This is a genomic window from Elusimicrobiaceae bacterium, from assembly GCA_017520185.1.
Classification (GTDB): domain Bacteria; phylum Elusimicrobiota; class Elusimicrobia; order Elusimicrobiales; family Elusimicrobiaceae; genus Avelusimicrobium.
Genome location: JAFXGO010000008.1, coordinates 119,557 through 142,078, shown reverse-complemented (window position 1 = coordinate 142,078; position 22,522 = coordinate 119,557). Strand labels below are relative to the sequence as shown.

The following is a 22,522-nucleotide window of genomic DNA, read 5'->3' as shown; positions in this document are numbered from 1 at the left end:
ATGCATATTTTGGCTTGTGTGAAACAAACCCCCAAATCTGACAATGTAAAAATTGACCCCGTCACCGGTTGTTTGATTCGCTCCGGTGCCGAAAGTGCTATAAATCCGTTTGATGAATATGCCTTAGAAGAAGCAGTGGTGCTGAAGGAACAAATGGGCGGCACAGTGTCTGTGATTACTATGGGGCCTGCGGCGGCGGAAAATGTGTTGCGCGACAGTATTGCGCGCGGTGCCGATAAAGTGTACCAACTTTCCGATATGGCCTTTGCCGGCTCGGATACTTGGTCCACCAGTTATGCACTAGCAAAGGGTGCTGAAAAGATTGACCAAATTGAAAAAATAGATGTCATTATTTGTGGAAAGCAAACCAACGATAGTGATACGGGGCATATCGGCCCTCAAATATCTGCATGGTTGCATTGGCCTAATGTTGCCTTTGTCAAAAAGGTCATTTCTGTAGGAGAAAAAGGGCTGACGGTAGAACGTCTAACCGAAGCCGGTACCGACGTGATAGAGTTGCCTTTTCCCTGTGTGATCAGTGTGGTGAAGGAAATCAGTAATCCTCGTGTGCGCAGCATCAAAGGGCGCATAGCTGCCAAACGTGCCGAAGTGGTGAAATGGACGGCCGATGATATTGCTGCCGATAAAAATAAATTAGGGGTGAAAAATTGCCCGACCCGTGTGGTAAAGTCTTTCTCTCCGACACGCTGCACCAATGCCCTTGTGATAGAGGGAACTAATGCCAAAGAAAAAGCGGCCAAATTGGTAGCCTTACTCAAGGAAAACAAATATATTTAAGAGGGTTTATTTATGAACGAATGGAAAAATGTATGGATTTTGGCAGAAGTTTCGCAAGGTAAAATAAGCCCGACTGCTTATGAACTGTTAACGGCAGGGAAAAATTTGGCCACTGATTTGGGAGAAAAACTGTGTGCCGTTTTGTTGGGCAAAGATGTCAAAAAATTTGCTCAAGATTTGTTTGAGCATGGTGCAGATACAGTGTATGTGTGCGATAGTCCTGCGTTGGAAAATTACATAGATGACGTATGGGCCAAAACATTAAGTGCCATGATTTCGGCCTATAAGCCTAATAAATTTTTGCTTCCTGCCACCAATTTAGGCCGTTCTTTATCTGCCAAAACGGCTATTTTTGCCGGTACCGGTTTAACGGCTGATGCCACCGAAGTAGTGATTAATAAAGAAGACGGACAAATGCATGCCACGCGCCCTACTTTTGGCGGAAACCTCATGGCCACCATTACCTGTACGCGTACTCGGCCGGAAATGTGTTCTTTGCGTCCGATGTCTTATCCCAAAGCTGCCAAAACGGAAGGGAAAACAGCAGAGTTGGTTGAGTTTGCTTTTGATGCTCAAAAATACACTTCTTTGGCCAAATTTTTAAAGTTTATTAAAAGTGAAGGCGAAGGATTGGACCTTTCTGAAGCCGAAGTCATCGTGGCCGGTGGACGCGGTTTGGGTAAAGCGGAAGGATTTGAATTGTTAAACAAATTGGCCGTACGTTTAGGCGGTGCGGTGGCTGCTACCAGACCGCCGGTGGATAGTGGGTGGATTGAATATCGCCGTCAAATCGGTCTTACGGGAAGAACGGTTAAGCCCAAACTTTATATTGCTTGCGGTATTTCAGGCCAAATCCAGCACATGGCCGGCTGCAGTGGGGCAGATGTGTTGGTGGCTATTAACAAAGACCCCGAAGCCCCTATTATGAAGATGGCGCATTACGCGGTGGAAGGAGATTTGTATGAAGTAATTCCCGCGATGTTAGAAGCATTGGATAAATAAAAAGGGCTTTTGCCGGAATTGGAAAATGATACACAGGGTAAAACTTTATGTTTTACCCTGTGTTTTTCAGTTGCTGAATTTGTTAGAAGTATAAAAAAATAATTTAGAAAAAGAAAGAGTTTAACCCAAGTTTGGAAAGCATGCGGTCTAATAAGCCGCTGACCTTTTCTTTGGGGGAGGATAATTTGCGTCCGCCATGTTGTTGAGAATGACGTGCCAAAGCCAACGCAGACGTATATTGCGCAGCCAACATTTCTTCTCCGTCTGCAATCAAATGCTCAAAATTGGCCAATCTGGCGCGCCGAATGCCGAGTGCTTTTTGGGCGGCATTTTTTACATGTATGCCCACACCGCCACCCGTTAATACCACTACAGAGGGAGCATATTTTGCATAGCGTGGCTCTAAAATCAATGTCTTGCGTAAGGTTAGCAACATTTTGGTGGCTGCTTCATCCAACAAATCGTCCATGACGTCATCATCGCCATAGGTATAATCTTTTAAAATGGCTTTGGCTTGGCTGAGTTCGTTTTGTAATACTTCGGATACTTCTTGTGCCACAATATCAGCCCCTTGCGGGATTTCCCATGCGGCCTCTATAATTCCCTTGTGATAAAGCAAGGCAGAACTATTTTGTGCGCCAATGTCTAATAGCAACAAAGAACCTTTTTTTTCTTCCGGTTTAAGCAACTGATGCGCTAAGGCTAAAATGGTAGGGACAGCTTCAAAATCTTCACAACCGGCGGCTGCCAACACGCGGTTTAAATTATTTAAATGAGTTTTAAGGCCTAAAGATAAAAAAGTTTCCGCATCTAAACAATTGGCGAATAATCCAACAGGGTTCTGTACACCGGCATTTCCGTCAACCGTATAAGATTGGGCGAATAAATCTACCACTTCCAATATTTCACTTAAATTAATGGGAATAGAATTATCCAACACTTCCTGCACGTCTTTGGATGTGATGATTTGGTCTTGGTTTTCAATAGGTTTAAATCCGGCGGAACGGCGAAAACTTAAAAAGTCTCCTCTTAACCCTACAGAAACGGTGGGTGCAAAATCTATATATTCCTGAAACTGAGAGAATATTTTGTTCAAACAACGTACTGTTTTATCAAAATCCAAGATATAGCATCCGTTAACGGACGGGCAAGGCTCGCGCAAAGCATGGCGAACGCGGCAAGAGAGCGTTTGTTCGTCATATACAGTCAGCACGGCGGAAATTTGCCCGCTACCAAAATCTAGGGAGATAAAAGGATGTTGCATGTTCATATTTTATCAAATTTACATTTGCTTCTGCTTTCGCCTAAGCCTCGCCTAAAAAACCAACCTTTACGGCGAGCAGAGGGGGGAATTTCATATAATATAAATATGATTGAGATTAAAGATTTATCTTTTCATTTTGGATTGCGCACCTTGTTTGAAGATGCCAACTTGCTCCTGCCGGACGGCTTAAAGGTGGGGGTGGTCGGTTTGAATGGGTGCGGTAAGTCCACACTCTTTAAACTCATTACGGGGGATTTGTTTCCCGACGGGGGAAAAATAGAAATTTCACGCGGAACCCAAATTGCTTCTGTGGCACAAGAAATCAAAGACCCTTCTAAAAAATTACTTGAATTTGTATTGGAAGCACATACGGAAATTACCCGTTTGGAACGGGAACTGACCAAAGATTTGTCCGGCGAAAAATTGGCTGAAATTTACGACCGTTTAGACTTTTTAGGTGCACATGCTGCCAAAGCTCGTGCCAGCGCTATTTTAAGCGGTTTGGGGTTTGAAAATAGTGATTTTGAACGCCCCTTAAAGGAGTTTTCCGGCGGTTGGCAAGTGCGTGCCAATTTGGCGGCCACTTTATACGCCCCAAGTAATTGTTTGCTTTTAGACGAACCGACCAACCACTTGGATTTAGAAACGGCCACTTGGCTGGAAAACTATTTGGCCAAGACGGATAAAACCGTTTTGCTTATCAGTCATGACAGACATATTTTAAACCGCTTGTGTGATAAAATCGTGCATGTGGAGGCGGACGGCCAGCTGCGCATGTATAACGGAAATTATGACAGCTACGAACGAACGCGCGAAGCTGAACAAGAGGGTGCCCGCTTAGCCGCAGCCAAGCATGAGCGTGTGGTGGCGCATTTGCAGTCTTTTGTAGATCGCTTCCGTTATAAAGCCACGAAAGCCAAACAGGCCCAAAGCCGTATTAAGATGATTGAAAAAATGGGCGAGCCTCCGGCTGTGATTAAAGACCCTGAGGTACATTTTCAATTTCCTTCTCCGTCTGCTTTAACGCAGGCATTGATTACTATAGAAGACGGCGTGGCCGGATATGACGAAAAACCCGTTTTGCAAAATTTAACTCTGCGCATAGAGCCAGATGATCGTATTGCCTTGTTGGGTGCCAATGGAAACGGTAAGTCTACGTTGGCTAAAATATTATCGCATCGGTTATTGTTGATGAATGGGCGCATGACCATTGCCAAAAAGATTAAAATCGCTTATTTTTCTCAACATCAGACGGAAGAATTAGACGTAGAAAAAACCCCGTATGAGCAACTTTCACAGTTGATGCCCAATGCCAGCGAAACTCAAATTCGTGCACAGTTGGGCGCTTTTGGTTTAAATAAAAGCAAATCAGATACCTTAATTGGGAAACTTTCAGGGGGAGAAAAATCCCGCCTGCTTTTGGCTTTGATTACCAAAGATGCCCCCAATTTACTCATTTTAGACGAGCCGACCAACCATTTGGATATTCTTTCCCGTCAAGCCCTTTTAGAAGCGCTCAATGCCTATGAAGGTGCGGTGGTGCTCATTACGCATGATTTGCATGTGATAGAAATGGCCTGTGATACATTATGGTTGGTCAAGGGCGGTACTTGTCAGATTTATCGCGGAGATTTGCAAGATTATAAAGCCAGCTTACTTAAACACAATGATAAAGAAAGCGCTGCCGGTGCGCGGCGCCGCAATGCGGCTCAACGCCGGGCGGAGCTGGCTCCTTTGAAAAAAGAAATTAGAGAAATTGACAAAAAATTAGAGAAATTAAACCACCGTAAACAAGAGTTGGAAAATGCACTTTTAGTGCGCTATGATGCAGATAATAGCATAGAGTTGGCTTTGTTGGGAGATCAAATTTCGGATTTGGAAGAACGTTGGATTTTGCTTAATGAACAATGCGAAGAAATTATGTCCGACAAGGAGGGCGCATGAGTGCCTTTCGGCAACTTCCTGCGTGGTTGCAGGCAGCATTAACGCGTTTGTGCATTACAGAGCCTACTCAAGTGCAACAATCAGCACTTCCTCCTGCTTTAAAAGGGCGTGATATTTTGGCCACTGCGCAAACAGGAACGGGCAAAACTTTTGCCTTTTTATTGCCGTTATTAGTTTATTTAACCGAGCAGACCGATAAGGCGGCCCTTATTTTATCTCCTACAAGGGAGCTGGCCCAACAGACCCAAGAGGCAATGCAATCTTTGCTGGAAGATAAAAAACAGATGCCCTGTGCTTTGATTATCGGCGGAGATAATATCCATAAACAGTATGCCGATTTGCGCCGTCATCCACGCGTGATTATCGGTACGCCGGGCCGTATTATAGACCATATCGGTCGTAAAAGTCTGAGTCTGAAAAATATTGGTTTTTTTGTGTTAGACGAGGCTGACCGTATGCTGGATATGGGTTTTATGCCCGACGTGCAAAAAATTGGGTCTGCCATCGTAAGCGAGCATCAAACTTTACTCTTTTCTGCTACGTTTCCTAAAGAAATTGAGGCTTTATCTCAAGGATTTTTAAAAGACCCTGTGCGCGTACAAATAGGCTCTGTGACACGCCCTGTAGATTTAGTGGTGCAGCAAATGGTACGTTTAAGCACGCGTGAGAAATTGCCACAGTTGGTGCATGAACTCAAATTGCGCAAAGGCTCGGTGCTTGTATTTGTAAAAAGTAAACATGGGGCAGACCGTTTGGCCAAACAACTGAAGCAATATGGTTGTAAAGTAGGGGCCTTGCACGGAGATTTACGCCAAAACCGCCGCCGTCAAGTAATGGAAGGTTTCCGAGAAGGCATGGTGCCTGTGTTGGTGGCTACAGATGTGGCCGCGCGCGGAATAGACGTGGCGGATATCGGTTGTGTCATTAATTATGATTTACCACAATGTGCCGAAGATTATATCCACCGTATCGGCCGTACCGGCCGAGCCGGCAGTGTAGGAACGGCGCTCTCTTTTGTGACGGAAGATGTGGAAAAATGGACCGAAATTTGCCGCGTATGCCGCTTGGGTAAAGTGACAGAATTAACCAAAACCACTCAAAACTTGCCGGCGCCTAAATTTGTGCCGGAGCAGGTGCGCCGTAAGAGAAAGGAAAATGCTGCTTTTGTAGAAAAGCCTACAGACTCGGCCTTGCCCATTCGCGCCAAAGAGCCTGCCAAGAAACCGACTGTTCAGCCTAAACCTAAACCTACTCTACCACAAGAATCTATCCAATTAAAAGTGGAAAATTCGGCTCAAAAAAGTGGATTTAATGTGGTGCGCGTAGGAGGGAAAAAGAACAATAATCCTACATCAACCCTACCTACAAAACATTTTTACGCGAGTGCTAAAAAGCATGGAAAACATAAGTTTTTTAAAAGAAAAAGGAAATAAAAACCCCGCTTAATAGCGGGGTTTTTGTAAGAGATCTTATCTTATTTCTGTGCAAGTCTCCTCCGGACTCTTAATTGTGGAAGCATTCTTACATACCCAATTATCAGCCGGACAACAATATATGGGGGCGGAAACGCCTTGTTCGGTGACTACGGGAAAGAACATTTGCAGATAATAATCATCTTTGTTGTTTTGTATTTTTAAGTGTGCCGGTTCTTCCGGTTGAATTACATAAGTAAAGTTTACATCGGTAAAAACATTTCCGTCAATAAAAACATTTCCTTCAGTATCTTCTTCTACGCCGATAAATCCCACATCTATTTGGTCAAAAGAGGGAAGAACACTGTTAACGGCCTTGTAGCGGATAACAGAATCAAAAATTGTTTTTCCGTTGGTAAGTCCTTCAATCATTTCAGCGCGGCGTACAGAACGGGTATATTTAGGGACGGCCACTCCTGCCAAAAGTCCGATAATCAGTACTACAGCTAATAATTCAACCAAAGTAAAACCTTTTTTCATAAACACTCCAAGCGATTAAGATACTTAAAGTATATTGCTTTTAAGAGGGGATTTCAAGATTTTTTATTTAACTTTTGCTTAACTAAAAATAAATGGGTAATAGGATATCAGTATTTTTAAGGCTTGTCAATCTGTTTCTAAAAAAGGACTTGCCAAAAAAAAATATTTTGGTTTAAAATAGGGGGGTAGGGTAGGTTAAATACAAACTAAGGAGGAAGTACTGCATGAAGAAACTACTTGGCTTACTGTTAGTGCTCACTATGGGTTATCCGGTAAGCGCAGATGTGCTGAAGAATGTAGACCTCAAAGGTGAGGTACAAGTGATCGGCTCTGATGTCAGAGACCATCGTTTAGAATATAACTCCGGTACCAATTTACGTGTGTTGGCCGGTGCTTCTTTTGACTTAGTGGAAGATGTAAGAGCCAATTTGTTATTTGGCTATGCCAATAGTTGGGGTTCTTCTACTGACGGCGTGAAAGGTTCCAACGTTCAACATTATTGGGATAATGTAGACTTGGCTGAAGCTAACATCGTACTTTCCAATTTGTTTGACTGTTTTGAACTGACCATCGGTCGCCAATTCTATGGCGATGAAGACAGTGCCGTTATGTACTTTGGTCCCGGCCATTACAATGCCGAAACCAATGATCACTGGGCTGCCTTAGATGCTGTAAAATTTAACTATGCCGATGATTATAAATCTTTTACCATGTTGGCCGGTAAAATGTTGGGCACTGAAACCCCGTTGACGAATGGTTTTGAAGGGGAAGTATACGGTGCCGACTTTAAATTAAACTTGGCAGACAACTTGCAATGGCAAGTATATGGTTATAACTTCCAAAACTTGAAATACTACGATGAAGAAACCAGCGCAGAAAAGGCTGCTGAACACCAAAACAGCGGTTTCTATGGTACTAAATTGACCTTCGCTCCCGAAGCCTTCACTTTGGCGGCAGAATATGCCCGCAACTTTGGCGGTGAACGCTTAGTGAAAGAAGAACAAGGTACCGGTTATTTCCTCAAAGCCGATGCTGCTTTGAACTTAGATGCCTTCACCCCGCGCGCCGCTTTTGTATATAGCAATGAATTCTTGGGTTTTGGCAACTATACTCCCGGCTTGCTCGTAGGTGACTTCGAAGATGTATTGGCACAAGAAATTCGCTTATACAACATCGGTGTGGATTTCAATACCGGTAAATGGACTTTTGCTTTAGACGGTTTTGCCTTCCAAGATCGCTATGGTCACCATGCCGCCACGTGGGAAGCTGACTTGACTGCCAAATATGCTCACAATGAATATGTGGACTTGTTTGCCGGTGTCGGCTATGCCAAATTTGGTACGGAAACCAAAGCTGACGAAGGTAGAGATAATACCAAAGGTCAGTTGGGTATCTTAGTGAAATTCTAATTTGTTAAGTTTGCTGCAAAGCCTCGCCAAACGGCGGGGCTTTTTTATGTAATATTTTTTTGTTTCGTTTCTTTGGCAGAGAAAAAGATAAAATAAAGATATCTATCTAAACCAGAGGAAACTATGAAAATTTATAAATGTCTTTTATCTGTGTTGTTGTCTTTTTTTATTTTTACGGCAAGTGCTTGGACGGCCGAGCCTTTAAAAGTGGTGGCAGCATCTCCCAAAGGGGAAGAAAGCGCGCAGGGGCGTTTGCCTATCAGTATTACCTTTAATCAGCCGGTGGTTGCGCTGAGCGAGCAAAATGCTTTTGCCGAGGATCAGTGCCCTATTAAGATTACTCCTTCCGTTAAAGGGAGCTGCCGCTACGTGGGTACGCAAACATTGCAATTTGAGCCGGAAGACAACTGGCCGCTATCAACGGAGTATAACGTTGTTTTAGCTGCTGGATTTCAATCTGCGGTATCTGGGCAAGGGCTGGCGCAAGATTATTGCTTTACTTTCACTACCCCTCGTTTAACCGTAGAAGGGGTTTTGCCTGCCGATCAAGAACAATGGATAGACTTAAATCCTCTTATTTTTGTTCGCCTTTCCCAAGCGGTCGATTTGGCCAGTGTGCCCGCATCGCTTACACTGAGTTATCAAACCCTAAAACCATTAACCTGGTGGGAACAATTAAAAGAGCGTTTTCTACAAGAAAAAATAGTACGTCAAGAACAAACGGTGCAGGTGCCTTTTGCCGTACGAAGTATTACGAAAGAAGAACATAAAGAACAATTCTCTTGGGTAAAAGAAGAGAATTTATTTGTTATTAAACCACAAAAATCATTACCTGTTGGGACTCAAATTACTTTAACGATAAATTCTTCCTTACGTGCCAAACAGGGAGATTTGGGCCTGAAAGATCCTTTTGTTTCTCATTTCTTTACATACCCTGCCTTAGTTATTAAATCCATCGTTTCTCAAGGGTGTTTGCCCTATGAGGCTCAAATTCAATTTTCTTCTCCGGTGAGATTGGAAGATTTACTAAAACACATTCGGGTTTCGCCACAAGGTGCTTTGCGTACATTAACCGAACAAGAAAAACAAACTTTAGGTCGTCAATATAATGGGGATATCCCCGGCGGTGGCTATTTTGCAATGCCACTTTCTTTTGTAAATATGACTCCCCAACAACCTCTGACGATAGTCATAGATAAGCAGTTGCCTGATATTTACGGACAGACATTAGGGAAAGAACAAACATTAAATTTTGAAAATAGCGGCTATTGTCCTGCAGTTGATTTTCAGGGGGGAAACGGTGTGTTGGAAAGTTATTTCCCGCCCAAACATCCGATTGATGTGCTTAATGCCAAACAATTAGATGTGCGTGCTGCACGTTTCAATAAATCCAACTTTATTCCCTTTTTACAAAAAAATATTCCTTATTGCGGTGAGGCAGAAATCAAACAAGCCGATTTGCAATATAACGCAGCCTATCCCTTCCACATCAGAGAAGACAAAACACAAAAAACCTATTTGGATCTAAAGAAATTCAATCCCACCGGTCAAAACAGTATTATTTTTTCACAGGTCAAAGTACCTTCCCGTCATAGAAAAGAGGGGTATTGTTGGGTTAATGCTACCGATAATATTACCGATTTGGGCATTACTTTAAAATCTTCTGCCGAAAATACCTTGATTTGGGTCACTTCTTTGCAAAGCGGTGAGCCCAAAGGCGGTCATAGCATAGAGTTAAAAGACGATACCAATACTACCTTATGGAAAGGAAGTACCGATGCCAACGGTTTGGCTTGGGCACCGGGCACTGCTGCGCTTAAAGCCCGCAGCAAAAATCAATGGTCCAACCCCACTTTGTATGCTTTTGTCACCAGCAGTGGCGGTGATGCGGTACTGGCCAGCAGTTGGAATAGTGGTTTAGAGCCGTGGCGCTTTCAAATTAATTATGATTATCAGCCTATGCAAAACACCGCTAAAACGGTATTGTTTACAGACAGAGGTATTTATCGCCCTGAAGAAACAATCTATATAAAGGGTATTTCTCGTCATAAAAAGAACGGAAAATGGACCTTGCCTCAGCAAAAAAAGGGAACCCTTAAAATATTCAACTCACGTGGCGACAATGCCTATGAACAAGAGGTTTTTTACCAAGAAAACAGTGGCAGTTTTTCTGCACGTTTTGACTTGCCTAAAAATGCCCCTACGGGTCTTTGGCAAATCTATTTTGAGGAGATTGGCGGCCAAAGCGACGGTTATGTCTCCGTACGTGTAGAAGCCGTAGAGCAAGCAGATTTTGCCATTTCCGTAAGTGCGCTAAAAGATCAATATATCGGCGGTGAAACGGCCGAATTTTCCGTATCGGCTGATTATTTATTCGGTGCGCCGGTATCAGAGGGAAAAGTAAATTGGAGCGTACGAAAAACGCGTTCTTTCTTTTCTGCTGACAAGTTTGAAGACTATGAATTTATGCCCTATTTCTTAACGGAAGATTTGCCGGAAAGTAATAATTTATTGGTACAATCTTCTGCCACTTTAGATGAAAAGGGGAAAATTAACTTTTCAGTGCCTTTGCCAAAAATTGCCTGGCCTCAGCGCGTTCATGCGCAAGTCAGCGTGCAAGATATGTCCGGTCAGCAATTGTTTGCGCGGCAATCGGTTTTTGTAAATCCGGCCTCTTTTTATCTGGGCAGCAAGATGGCTTCTTCCCAAATAGAATTGGGCGAAACAGCCCAAGCGCATATTCAGGCGGTCTCTTTGGAAGCAGAGGCGATAGAGGCTGCTAAAGTGACGGCTAAAATACAGAAGGAAGAATATTTAAGCGTTAGAAAAAATGGTTTATTTGGTAGGCTGGAGTGGATTACGCAACGTCGTGTAAAAGAAATTCACACGCAGTCTTTTTCTGTAAAGCGGCAAGGGTATGACTTTTCTTTCACACCCGAAGAAGCCGGTGTTTATCAGGTAGTTTTGCAAAGTGTCGATGAAAGCGGAAGAAAGGTGCTGGGCGGTTTTGAATTTATCGTATACGGAAAAGGGAAAGCCTATTGGAAACAAAATGATGATGATATTTTGGTTTTAAAGCAAGATAAAACCCAATATGACACTACGGATACAGCCCGTATTTTGGTACAAAGCCCTTACGAAAATGCCCTAGCCTTGGTGACGGTGGAAAGAGAAGGCGTGTTAGATGCATGGACGGTGCCCATATCGGCCGGAGCTGATTATATATCCGTTCCCATGAAGTCAAATTATCTGCCCAATGTTTTTGTAGGGGTCACTTTAATCAAAGGTCGCGCGGCAGAGCCTAAATTTGATGAGCAAGGCTTAGATTTGGCTAAGCCACAAGGAAAAACAGGCTACGTCAATTTAACACTTTCTCAAAAAGAGCGGGAAATTCAAACGAGAGTTTCATTGGATAAACCTGACTATCAACCCGGAGAAGAAGTAAATGTAAAGATAGAAACTTCGCGTTCGGATAAACCGGTATCGGCAGATATTACATTGATGGTGGTGGACGAAGGTATTTTGGCCTTGACGCAATACAAAACGCCGAATTTGTTAGATGATTTTTATGGTATGCAAGCCCTGTCTGTGTTGACGGCTGATAACAGAGTTTTCTTAATCGGTCAGCGTAATTTTGGCGAAAAAGGGGAAAATCGCGGTGGGGGCGGTGCTGCATCTTCCAAATTTGACGGGACAGACTTGCGCAGTCACTTTGAGTTTACGCCCTACTTCAATGGTCAACTTCGCACCGATTCCAAAGGCAGAGGCCATATTAAATTTACTTTGCCGGATAATTTAACTACTTTTCGGGTAATGGCGGTAGCGGCTACGGTGGCGGAATTCGGCGCCACACAGCAAGACTTTACCGTTTCAAAACCTTTAATGATTACCCCTAAATTGCCGCGTTTTGCCAGAGAAACAGATACATTTAATTGTTCGGCCATCGTGCATAACTACTCAGAAGATTTAGCTTCTTTAAAAGTGTGGGCACATGCGCAAGGGGGCCTTGCCCTGACGGAGAAAGTACATTCTCTTTCTTTAGAAAAAGGAAAAAGCGCAGAAATTTCTTGGCCTTGCAAAGCCACCAAAAAGGAAGAAGCAAAGGTGTCTTTTCGGGCGGAATCTGCCCTTTATCAAGACGCAGTGGAGAAAAAGATTGCCATTGTAGAAGTGGAAAAGCCACAAACATTGGCTTTGTATAGTGCTACTGACAAAGAGGAAGAACAACTTTTGGGCAAGCCCTCATCTATTAATAAAGATGCCCCGTCTTTAGTGGAGTTATCTTTGGCATCGACGGCCTTGTTAAATTTACGCGGAGGGCTGTTGTATTTGCTTAATTATCCCTATGATTGTTTAGAGCAGCGAATGTCTAAAATATGGCCTTTAATACAGGGGGAGGAATTGTTGAAAGATTTCTCTCTTGTGCAAGATGAATCCTATCGTAAAACCGTACAGGAGAGTTTGGACCAAATGCCCCAATATCAGGCATCTTCGGGGGGGTATGCTTATTGGCCCTCTTTTACGGCAGACCCGTATGTCACTGCGTATGCGTTAGAAGTTGCATACTGGGCACAAAAGGCCGGATACGGCTTGCCGGACAGTTCCGTCAAGAAGGCCTTATCTTGGTTGAAGGGGGTTTTCTCAGATGATAGGAACTATGCTTTTGATTATTCCGCCTCTGCTGACAAAACAGTGCGTGCTTATGCGGTGTATGTGTTGTCCTTGTACGGAGAAAAAATGACGGGACAGTTTAATAATCTCTATAGCCAAAGAAATGCTCTCTCCGTATCGGCTCAAGCCTATTTGTTGCAAAGTGCGCCTTTGTTAAACCAATCCAAACAGGTGCAAGACGAGCTGGCGCAAGGTCTTTTAAACCATGCTGTTTACGGTGCTCAGACCTTACACTTTGCAGAAAAACAGGAGCAAACCTGGTTGCCGATTAATGATGAAAAAGTGACGGCTCTTTGTTTGCAGGCTTTGTTAAAGACGGGGGATTATTTGCCCCAGCCTTATCAGGCAGTCCGTTGGTTGCTTGAGCAATTAAATCATCAAGGACACTGGCAAAATACGCATTCTAACGCGGCGGCATTTTCGGCCTTATATACCTACTATAGTTTAAAAGAAAATGGTTCGGTGAATTTTAAGGCAACGGTTTCTTTTGATGAAAAAGAAGTGCTGAAAAAGACCTTTAAAGGCCGCGATAACCAAAGCCAAGAGGCGCAGTGGCCCATGCAATCGGTTTATCAGGGGACAGATGAAGTACGTGTGAAAATGAATAAATCCGGCACAGGGACATTGTATTACTCCCTCTCTCAAGTTTATACCCCCAAGTCTTACGATAAATCTTTAAACGCAGGGTTTGCCGTGAGCCGGAAAATAGTGGACTTGCAGGGGACCCCCGTCCAGCAATTACAAGAAGGCCAACGCTACAAAGTAGTGCTTAATGTAGAGTCTGCCGTTTCACGTTCATTTGTTGTGTTGGAAGATTTCATTCCGGCCGGTTTTGAAATTGTGCAAACAGAGTTAGCCACTCAAGCAGTCCCCGCAGCTGAAAAATCCGTAAAGCCAAATTATTTTGCCAGAAATGAAAAATATGATGACCGTTTTGTTGCCTTTGCCGATTACCTGCCCGCCGGAGAACATGAGTATAGTTATTGGGTGCAGGCCCGAACGGCCGGCAGATTTGCTTATCCAAGTTTGTGGGCCAGCCAAATGTATGATCCTTCGGTTTTTGGAAGAAATAAAACGGGAACCCTAGAAATACAAAAACCATGAAAGGAAGAAGATTTTTCTTAACGGTATTGGGTTTTTTATTAATCTCATCAACGGTCTCTTTGGGGCAGGCTTTTGGTTCTTCTTCAATGGGCCGGCCCTCAGTCACCGTCACAGACCGTTATGGTACTGCTTTGCGCAGCTCTTTAACGCCGCAACAGACCTACCAGCAATGGGTTTCATTGGACAGAATGTCAGTGTGGCTTTTGCAGGCGTCAGTAGCGGTGGAAGATCGACGTTTTTACCGTCATTATGGAATAGATCCTAAAGCCATTTTGCGCGCCTTGTGGCAAAATATCAAAGCAGGCAGGGTGATTTCGGGTGCGTCTACCATTACGCAACAAGTAGTGCGTATGCAATATTCCACAAAAAAAAATATGGGCGGAAAACTAAAAGAGGCTTTTTTGGCTTTATATTGGGACTATCAACATAGCAAAGAAGAAATTTTAGAACAGTACCTTAATTCTGTATCATTGGGAAATTTAACGCAAGGGGTACAAGCGGCTTCGTTATATTATTTTGCAGTGCCTGCCAAAGAAGTTTCTTTGGCGCAAGCAGCATTATTGGTGGGATTGATACAGGCCCCTACTCGCTTAAATCCACTTCAAAATCCTCAAGGGGCTTTAGAGAAAAGAAACAAAGTTTTGCAAGCCATGAAACAGGTGGGAGCCATATCTTCTTCTTTATATGAAATGGCTTTGGCAGAGCCTTTGGGTGTTGAGCGCGGGGACAGGCCTTTTCAGGCGCCGCATTTTGTCCGCCGTCTTTTAAAAGACGCCCCTTCCGGCACAGTAGAAAGCACCTTAGACAAAGACTTACAACTCTATGCTGAAAACTCTCTGCGCAACCATTTGACTTTATTAAAAGACAACCACGTCACTAATGGCGCAGTGGTGGTGTTAGACAATACAAGCGGTGAGGTGCTGGCTTATGTAGGGTCGGCTGATTTTTTTGATACTAAAAATCAAGGGCAAGTGGACGGTGTGAGTGCCATGCGCCAACCGGGCTCTGCATTGAAACCCTTTGTATACGGACTTGCTATGCAACATGGGCTGACAGCGGCCAGCCTTTTGAAAGACGAGGATACCTTTTTTGATGGGGGATATCGTCCGCGCAATTATGATGAACGCTTTCATGGTGCGGTCACTGTGCGTAAAGCGCTTGCCAATTCTTACAATGTACCCGTTATCAAAGCGGCCGAACCGCTGGGGGCGGGAGCGGTTTTGGAGTTTTTGCACGAGTTTGGATTTCATTCTTTATCAAAACCGGCAGATTTTTATGGGCTTGGGTTGGCTTTAGGCGGCGGAGAAGTGACTTTGTTGGAGTTGGCCAACGCCTATGCTACGTTAGCACGCGGAGGTATTTTGCGGCCGGTGGTCTTTGCCCAAAATCCGTTGATAAGCCAACCGACAACCGTTAAACGAGTCTTGCCGGAAACGATCAGCTATATTCTTACCGATATATTGGCAGACAATGCCGCCCGCGCCGATGCTTTTGGCCTTAATTCCCCGTTGAATTTTCCTTTTGCTGCTGCTTCAAAAACGGGTACCAGTAAGGATTATAAAGACAATTTTGCCATTGGATACACACCGCGTATTACCGTAGCCGTATGGGTGGGAAATTTTGATGCCGCTTCCATGCAAAAAGTGTCCGGTATTTCGGGCGCGGCACCTGTTTTGCGTGATGTTTTGTCCTACGCTCAAACCAAGTATCCCGGCGGTGAATTTGCGCGTCCTTATGATGTAATTTCTGCGCTTGTTTGCCAAGAAACCGCTTTGCTGGCAGGGCCCGAATGTAGGCATGTGAAAGAAGAACTTTTTGTACAGGGTACACAGCCAAAAACATATTGCAGGGCTGAACATGAGCCGGCACAAACCCCGTTGCACTTTGTTTTTCCTGCGGAGAATGATATTTTTAACTATGACCCCTCTTTACCGCCGCAAGCACAACAAATACTTTTGCAGGTTTCTAAAACGGCTGCTTCTTGTGAGTGGAAAATTAATGGACAACCTTTAGCGGAAAATGGTACGGAAGTTTGGTTTGCTTTAAAAGAGGGGGAATTTGAGGTGCAAGTGGTTTGTGCTGAGGAGATTGCCCACACCCACTTTAAAGTATTGTAAGAGAAAAAGAGTTGAAAGGTTCTTTTTTGTTAGAAATTAAGGGTAGTGAAAATAAAATGAAAGAGGATAAAAATTTATAAAAAAAACATTTAAAAATGTCGGCGGTTTTACGCTGATTGAATTGTTATCTAATTGATATCTCGGGTTCCGATGCCGGTTCAGTGGCTTTCCGACGAACTGCTTCCGGTGGACTTACATATCCGGTATAGAGTTTAGTAAATGGAAAGAGACATTGTTTATCAGAAGATGTTAGTCTATGTAAAAGATTGGGAATGTCGATTGGCGGATCGGGGTGTACTTCCGGTGTGGGAACTACTGCTTCCAATAATTGTTATGTAGAATAAAATATCTGTATTTAAAAACCCGAGTTCTGTAAAGAACTCGGGTTTTTTTATCTTTATTTAATGTAGATTTTGTCACCGTCTGTATGGGCGGAAAATTCCGGTGCGTACATAGACTGTACTTGTGCGGGCAAGATGTGATATTCTCCCTGCAGAGTGGGACGCAATGTGTAGGAGAAACTATATTCACCCGCCGGTACGCGGTCTAAAAAGAAGTGGGTGGAGGCATCTCTATACTCGCGGTACGTGGGCAAGATGTCCCAACTCCAACCGCTTAATAATTCGGTATTTTCAAAACCGGCCGGTTTGGGGTCTGTTAATACTACAAAGTCAAAGGCAGAGGCGGTTTGTAAAGTCAAACGTACCTCTATTTCCGCCCCGACGGGTATTTCTTCTTCGGGCAAAATTTCACGCACTTTTTCTATTCCGTTTTCCGTATATTTGAGTAAATATCTGCGCGATACATTCAGCACCCCTTTTGGCGAAGGTAAGGCTTTTTGCGTTGTGTATATAGCATCTAAGGTGGCAAAGCCCGTTAAACCGGCGCGTTTGGTCACTTGTGCGGAATAATACTGAGGGTTTACGTCAGAGGCTTGCTGTGTCCAAACCAGTTGTTCCGTCCAATCAAACGGTTCAAAAGCAATTTTTTTGTGTTCGTCACCCCATGTGATGGTATATTCGGCAGGGTCGTCCAAAATGCCGTTTCTGGTCATATATTCCAGCAAAGCATAGATGGCTTCTGCCGTTTGTGTAGTGGAGTTCCATGCTTGGGCTTTGCGGTTAAACAACAACCACTTAACCATAGCACTGGCTTGCTCGGTGGCTTCGGGACGGAGTTCTAATAAAGTGCGCAAGGTGACCGCTTGCGTAGCAATGGTATCGTTGTACCATAGCCAACTTTGCGCTTCCGGCGCAAAATAAGCACCCGTCACAGGGTCGGTTTTCATGGTGGAAAGCACCAGACCCATATAATTTTGCGCTTTGGTATCCTCTTGCAAGCGGAAATAGGCTGCCGCCGCATACGTTTGCCCCAGAGGAGTCATAAAAGCGCTATGCTTGTCTGCATAATCTAACCATTTGCGTACAGGTGCGGAGGAAACTTCCTTCCACTCTTGCGGAAATGCGGTATAGACATAGGCCGCATACAATGCATGGGCCACCCCATGAAAAGAGGGGGGATTTTTCTGCAAATCTTCTTCAATGCGCGGGGCCAACCAGGCCAATGCTTTTTGAGCGCTTTTCTGGGGGATTTTCCCTCCATAACGCAAAACTTGCGCAAAGCCGGACAGGACATTCATGGTAAGGTATTGGCTGGCATTTCCGCCTGCTAACCAACTGTATCCGCCGGAAGAAGTTTGATATTTGCTCAATTCTTTTTCCGTTTCCTGACGTGTTTTTTCAACCATTTTTGCATTGAATAAATCTGTCAGAAATTGCGCTTTATCCGCTCCGCCCTGCGCCTGACGCAGCCAAGGGCTTTCTTCCAAGAGCATCAAACGGGCCGGATCTTGATTGTCATGCCAGGCCGGAGTGGCCGTATTTCGCTTGGGCAGTTTGGCTACGGCTTGCTCAAGCAGGGGGTATTTCTGGTAAAGCCCATGCACCACTGATAAAGGAACGTACCTATCGGTTAAACTCATGATATCTTGGTGATAGGGCTTGAGCAACTGAGGCATAGCATTAAAAACGCTGAGCAAAAGGCCCGGATCAATGCGTAGATTAACGGTGGACACTTTGCGCGTATCATCAGACACCAGCAAGTTTTGCAAAGATAAAGAAGCAGTGCCATTTTCTAAAGCGACCGTTGTACTTTCTGCCAAGCGTTCTACCGCCGGTAAAATGGGGATTTGACGTTGCTCTGCATCACTGTCTTGACCTGCTTGCAAAGAGGCGGTGGCCGTCAGCACTCCTACCCCTTGCGGGATATCGACAGGCCAATGCAAAGAGAGCGTTTCATTGGCAGGGATACTGACTTTTTGGCTTTGTGACTTAATGCCAAAAGAGGAGGAGACTTCTTGCCCGTCTAAGCGCAAGTCTAGGCTTAGCACTCCCTCTCTTTTTTTAGCGGTAGTGTTGGTAATTTGTACGACAAGTTGGCTCTTATCTTTTTCTCTCCAAAAACGAGGCAGAGACAGACGGACCATTACATCTTTTTTCGTAATGGTTTGTGCTGTAAAAGTGCCATAGTCATCTTTTTTGGTAAAGGCCAAAGCCAAGATGTTCCACGCGGTCAAACTTTGTGGCATGGTAAACTGCATTTTGGCCGTTCCTTGAGGGGCTGAGAGCATGGCATTAAAGTAAGCCGTTTCTGAAAAATCTGTGCGAGGGGCACTCTGCTCAGGGGAAGATGCAGCACTTGTTTGGGCGCTATCAGCCTGTTTGGCAAGGGCAGTTTCTTGTACGGCAGCTTCTTCTGCTACGGCCATATCTGCCCCGCGTGCAAAAGCAGCTTTTGGGGCGGCTAACGTGTTAAGAGTACGCATTTTGGTAATTCCGTAATGCAGAGCCATAGAATTTAAATTAATGCTAGGCATTTGCGGATAAGGCTGATACTTCCTATCTTGCGTTTCTACACGATCTAATGTGCGCGGATAAACCGAGTATGCGCTTTCTGCAAAGGCTAAAGATCCGCTTAAAATTTCTTTCCACAAACCGCTCAAATTGACGGAACTGTTTTTGGCATAGTAATCTAAGGATTTGTCGTACACTTTGGCGGAAACCTGCGCCGATACCGGTTTGCCGGCGGCATTTTTAACGGATATTTTCCAAGCATTTTTTTCAGCCGGTTTTACACGGTCCGGTACTTCTATGGATAAGGAAAGTTCTTTTTCCTTCGGATAAACGGGGATAACTGTTCTTTGGCCATAGAGTTTGTAATCACTAGCACCGAACCATTGTAAATGTAAATCTCCGGCCAAACAATCGGCCGCTATGGGCAAATGATACACACTGACGCCGGAATCTATCATTTGGCGCGAAAGAAGGAAATTGCCTTGCGTGATTTCCACCCGTTTTTTGCCTTTTAATTTTTGTGCGCCGATTAATATACGGGCTTGCGTGTTGGGGGAATAACTGTCTTCTTGTACGATAGCCACTTCCGGTAATGCAAGCTGACTGTGTTGTTGTGCTACCAAGAAGATTAGTTCTTGAGTGTCGGCTTGTTTGTGCTGTAATTTAAGTTTGTAAATTCCTTCAGGTAAGGCCGGAATGTGTATGGGAGCATAGTTTTCCTGTAAAGAAATAGTTTGAGATTTTACTTTTCTTACTTCTTTATTTTTGCCGTACCAAGCCTGTAAAGAATTGTTGGAGTTAGTGTTATCTTGTGACAATTCAGGCAAGGTGTTTTCTAATTCGTATATTTCTACGAGCACTTTTCCTTTAACGGCAGATTCGCTGATATCCGTTAAAGCAATATCAGCCAGTACGGTGGGGGTTTGGGCATCGTAGAAACCTTTTTTAAACTTGACGGCAAAAAAGAAAGGCTTTTCGCTGGTATAGTACGTATGAGTTGTGTCTATCGTTCTGCCCGAAGCGTCTCTGACAGATAACTCCACTAAAAAAGAGGTGGGCGTTTTTTGTTGTTGCGGAGCTAAAAAGGAGAATATAAAATCACCTTTTTCATCGGTTTTCGTTTCTCCCTGAGCAATTTGTTTCTCTGAAGAAACAGCAGGGCTGCACCACCAACAAAAGCGCGGCTGAAAGGAGCGTTGGGTCACTTTGTAAGAAACAATGGCATCTTGCAACGGCGTGCCAAAATAATATTGAGCATGACCGGTGATTTCTGCTTTTTTGCCAAATTCTATTTTTGCCTGCTTATGAAGATTTACTTCATACTCCGGGCGTTTATATTCTTCTACTTTAAAAGAGTGGATAGAAGAATATTCCTTGTTTTTAATTTTAAAGGACGTATTGACGTGATAATTTCCCAAAAGTCCCGTTTCCGGTAATGTAAAAGAAGTCTGCGCCGTACCAAAATCGTTGGTGGATAATTGTTCTTTATAGACCTCTTGATAATTAGGGTCACGAACAATGATTTGAACGGCGGAATCTTTGTCTAATGTTTGAAATCCGCGTGCGGTATTTTTAAATCCATATACAGCGAGTTGCACTTTTTGACCCGGACGATAAAGGGCCAAATCTGTCTCTGTATAAAATTTATATGGCTGCGCAGGGCGATAATAAAAATTAAACCAACCGGATAAAAAGGCGGTGTTTCCGTCTTTTTGGGCTTTGGGTGCAATTTGGAAATGAGAGGATTTTTGAGGAGAAATAGTTTGTTTAACCGTCAGCAAACCATTTTCATTGCTTGTTGCCTGATGGAGATTATTTTTATTTTGTAAAAAATAGGTGATTTTGGCATCAGCAACAGGTTCTCCCGTTTTAAGGTTTAAGGTGTACAAGCGGAAGGTATCGGCAGAGAAATCGGCCAGATTCCAGGCATTGCTGACGGGAGCATCAATAGCCCCGCTGGCAAATAAAGCCAAGTCTGTTTGATTGAGAACAAAGGCTTCAATCGGTGCTTGTTTGCTATTAAAATCCGGGTTGTGGCTTACCAACACCACATAGAATCCGCTCTCTTGTAAAGAAGGAAGTGTCATTTTGCTCTCTTTGAAAGCGTAAGGATAAGGATAACTTATTTTTTCAATATGCGTTTTAAAAGGAGTTTTTTGGACAAAAGATTGAATTAACTTTTGATTTGTATCCTTTAGATAATTCCAAGGAGGATAAGAATTTTTGCCGTTTAATTGCTGAAGTTCTGCCTCGTCGGTGCGGTAAATACGAGCGTAAACAGCGTCTATATTTCTGGCAGTAAAAGAAACCGTAATATCAGACGGATTTTGCGAAAAAGGAACAAAATCCAAATTTAAAACGGGTTTGGTGATATCATTCACCAACTCTGCACACGCATAAGAAGAATAATAATTATCTCCCAAATTTTCTTGACTCCACCGGCACAGTTCTAGGGCCTGTTGAAAGGATTGAGCCTGCTGATATAATTGGGCCGCTTCATGGGCGGCATAGGCCTGCCCATAGACGGGTTTGCTTTGCAGAAATTCTTTGCATTTATTCCACCAAGAGGTTTTTTCCTTTTTATGTCCGGCCAAGTCTTCCAGCAAAGAGGCCGTTTGTAAACGTTGGGCTTTTTCGTCTTTGAAGTCAAAAAGATAAGAATAATTAAAGGGGAGAACCAACCGTTTGGCCTGCCAGATGATACGGGCATTGTTGCGATTTTTGCCTGCTAAAAGAGAGGCTTGTTGATATAAGGAAAGTACTTTGGTGGTATTTTCTTTTAACAGAGTCGGCTCTGCTGCCGATTCTTGCAAAACAATATCGGCCGGCAAAGGTTCCTGTGTGGGTTGGTTTAACAGGAAATCACTCCAAGTCAGAACCACAAAATCAAACAAAGTGGCAATGGCGGTGGTATCAGTATCTTGAATGTTTAAGATAAAAGTTTCTTTTTCAATGGGGGCATTGAGCAGGGTAGATTTCAAATCCCACAACTGTTCAAAAGTTTTCGTTATTTTTTCATTCCATTGCGCTTGGCTTAATTGAGCCAAAGAGGCATTATCTTCTGACGTGTCAGGCAGAATGGCGCGGTATTGATTTTTTACGCGTTGGGCCGTTTGGATGCGGTAAAGTAAAAAACGCGCTTTCCAAAGATTGTTTTCCGGCAAAGGAAAGGAAAATGCACTTTGCGCCGCATTGAGATATTGCCCCAACATGTATTGGCTGGCAATGACGCGAAGCTGTGCCTGATAAAGTGCAGTAGAAGAAAGCGAGGGAATGGCCTGCTGGTATAAAGACAGAGATTGGGCGAAATTATTATTTTGATAAAATTCTTCGGCTTTTTGCAGGTCTTGGGCCGGTAAAAAACAGGGGAAAAAGAAGCCTAGCAATAAAATGGTTTTTTTCATATATT

Annotated in this window: 10 protein-coding genes; 7 read left to right on the top strand and 3 right to left on the bottom strand. The window is 43.8% G+C overall.

Annotated features, from left to right (window positions below; all coding sequences use genetic code 11):
- Complete coding sequence (locus tag IKL48_01260; GenBank protein ID MBR3603313.1) at positions 1-798, top strand: electron transfer flavoprotein subunit beta/FixA family protein; 798 nt, start codon at positions 1-3, stop codon at positions 796-798.
- A gap of 12 nt (positions 799-810) precedes the next feature.
- Complete coding sequence (locus IKL48_01255; protein ID MBR3603312.1) at positions 811-1,800, top strand: electron transfer flavoprotein subunit alpha/FixB family protein; 990 nt, start codon at positions 811-813, stop codon at positions 1,798-1,800.
- A 103-nt stretch (positions 1,801-1,903) separates the two neighbouring features.
- Here IKL48_01255 and IKL48_01250 read toward each other — a convergent pair whose 3' ends face one another.
- Positions 1,904-3,064 carry a hypothetical protein gene (locus tag IKL48_01250; protein MBR3603311.1) on the bottom strand — a complete coding sequence of 387 codons (1,161 nt, stop codon included), beginning with the start codon at positions 3,062-3,064 and terminating at the stop codon, positions 1,904-1,906.
- Positions 3,065-3,169: 105 nt separating this feature from the next.
- Here IKL48_01250 and IKL48_01245 point away from each other — a divergent pair, with 105 nt between their 5' ends.
- A complete protein-coding gene (locus tag IKL48_01245) occupies positions 3,170-5,008 on the top strand; it encodes an ABC-F family ATP-binding cassette domain-containing protein (GenBank protein MBR3603310.1) in 1,839 nt (612 codons plus the stop codon).
- On the top strand, positions 5,005-6,441 hold the full coding sequence (locus IKL48_01240) for a DEAD/DEAH box helicase (GenBank protein ID MBR3603309.1): 1,437 nt from the start codon (positions 5,005-5,007) through the stop codon (positions 6,439-6,441). The genes IKL48_01245 and IKL48_01240 overlap by 4 nt, the downstream gene beginning before the upstream one ends.
- Before the next feature lie 36 nt (positions 6,442-6,477).
- Here IKL48_01240 and IKL48_01235 read toward each other — a convergent pair whose 3' ends face one another.
- On the bottom strand, positions 6,478-6,960 hold the full coding sequence (locus tag IKL48_01235; protein MBR3603308.1) for a type II secretion system protein: 483 nt from the start codon (positions 6,958-6,960) through the stop codon (positions 6,478-6,480).
- Positions 6,961-7,184: 224 nt separating this feature from the next.
- Between IKL48_01235 and IKL48_01230 the strand changes: the two genes are divergently transcribed.
- From IKL48_01230 to pbpC, 3 genes are all read left to right on the top strand, one after another.
- Entirely contained in the window at positions 7,185-8,369 is a 1,185-nt protein-coding gene (locus IKL48_01230) for a hypothetical protein (protein MBR3603307.1), read from the top strand.
- A 123-nt stretch (positions 8,370-8,492) separates the two neighbouring features.
- Positions 8,493-14,144 (top strand): Ig-like domain-containing protein, encoded by a 5,652-nt coding sequence (locus IKL48_01225; protein ID MBR3603306.1) that lies wholly within the window; start codon positions 8,493-8,495, stop codon positions 14,142-14,144.
- On the top strand, positions 14,141-16,261 hold the full coding sequence (pbpC, locus tag IKL48_01220; protein ID MBR3603305.1) for a penicillin-binding protein 1C: 2,121 nt from the start codon (positions 14,141-14,143) through the stop codon (positions 16,259-16,261). The genes IKL48_01225 and pbpC overlap by 4 nt, the downstream gene beginning before the upstream one ends.
- A 397-nt stretch (positions 16,262-16,658) precedes the next feature.
- Here pbpC and IKL48_01215 read toward each other — a convergent pair whose 3' ends face one another.
- On the bottom strand, positions 16,659-22,517 hold the full coding sequence (locus IKL48_01215; GenBank protein ID MBR3603304.1) for a hypothetical protein: 5,859 nt from the start codon (positions 22,515-22,517) through the stop codon (positions 16,659-16,661).
- Positions 22,518-22,522 lie beyond the last annotated feature (5 nt).

Bases quoted from the DNA above. Each gene is read 5' to 3' on its own strand.
- IKL48_01260 (MBR3603313.1), top strand. From the start codon at position 1: ATGCATATTTTGGCTTGTGTGAAACAAACCCCCAAATCTGACAATGTA.
- IKL48_01255 (MBR3603312.1), top strand. From the start codon at position 811: ATGAACGAATGGAAAAATGTATGGATTTTGGCAGAAGTTTCGCAAGGT.
- IKL48_01250 (MBR3603311.1), bottom strand. From the start codon at position 3,064: ATGCAACATCCTTTTATCTCCCTAGATTTTGGTAGCGGGCAAATTTCC.
- IKL48_01245 (MBR3603310.1), top strand. From the start codon at position 3,170: ATGATTGAGATTAAAGATTTATCTTTTCATTTTGGATTGCGCACCTTG.
- IKL48_01240 (MBR3603309.1), top strand. From the start codon at position 5,005: ATGAGTGCCTTTCGGCAACTTCCTGCGTGGTTGCAGGCAGCATTAACG.
- IKL48_01235 (MBR3603308.1), bottom strand. From the start codon at position 6,960: ATGAAAAAAGGTTTTACTTTGGTTGAATTATTAGCTGTAGTACTGATT.
- IKL48_01230 (MBR3603307.1), top strand. From the start codon at position 7,185: ATGAAGAAACTACTTGGCTTACTGTTAGTGCTCACTATGGGTTATCCG.
- IKL48_01225 (MBR3603306.1), top strand. From the start codon at position 8,493: ATGAAAATTTATAAATGTCTTTTATCTGTGTTGTTGTCTTTTTTTATT.
- pbpC (MBR3603305.1), top strand. From the start codon at position 14,141: ATGAAAGGAAGAAGATTTTTCTTAACGGTATTGGGTTTTTTATTAATC.
- IKL48_01215 (MBR3603304.1), bottom strand. From the start codon at position 22,517: ATGAAAAAAACCATTTTATTGCTAGGCTTCTTTTTCCCCTGTTTTTTA.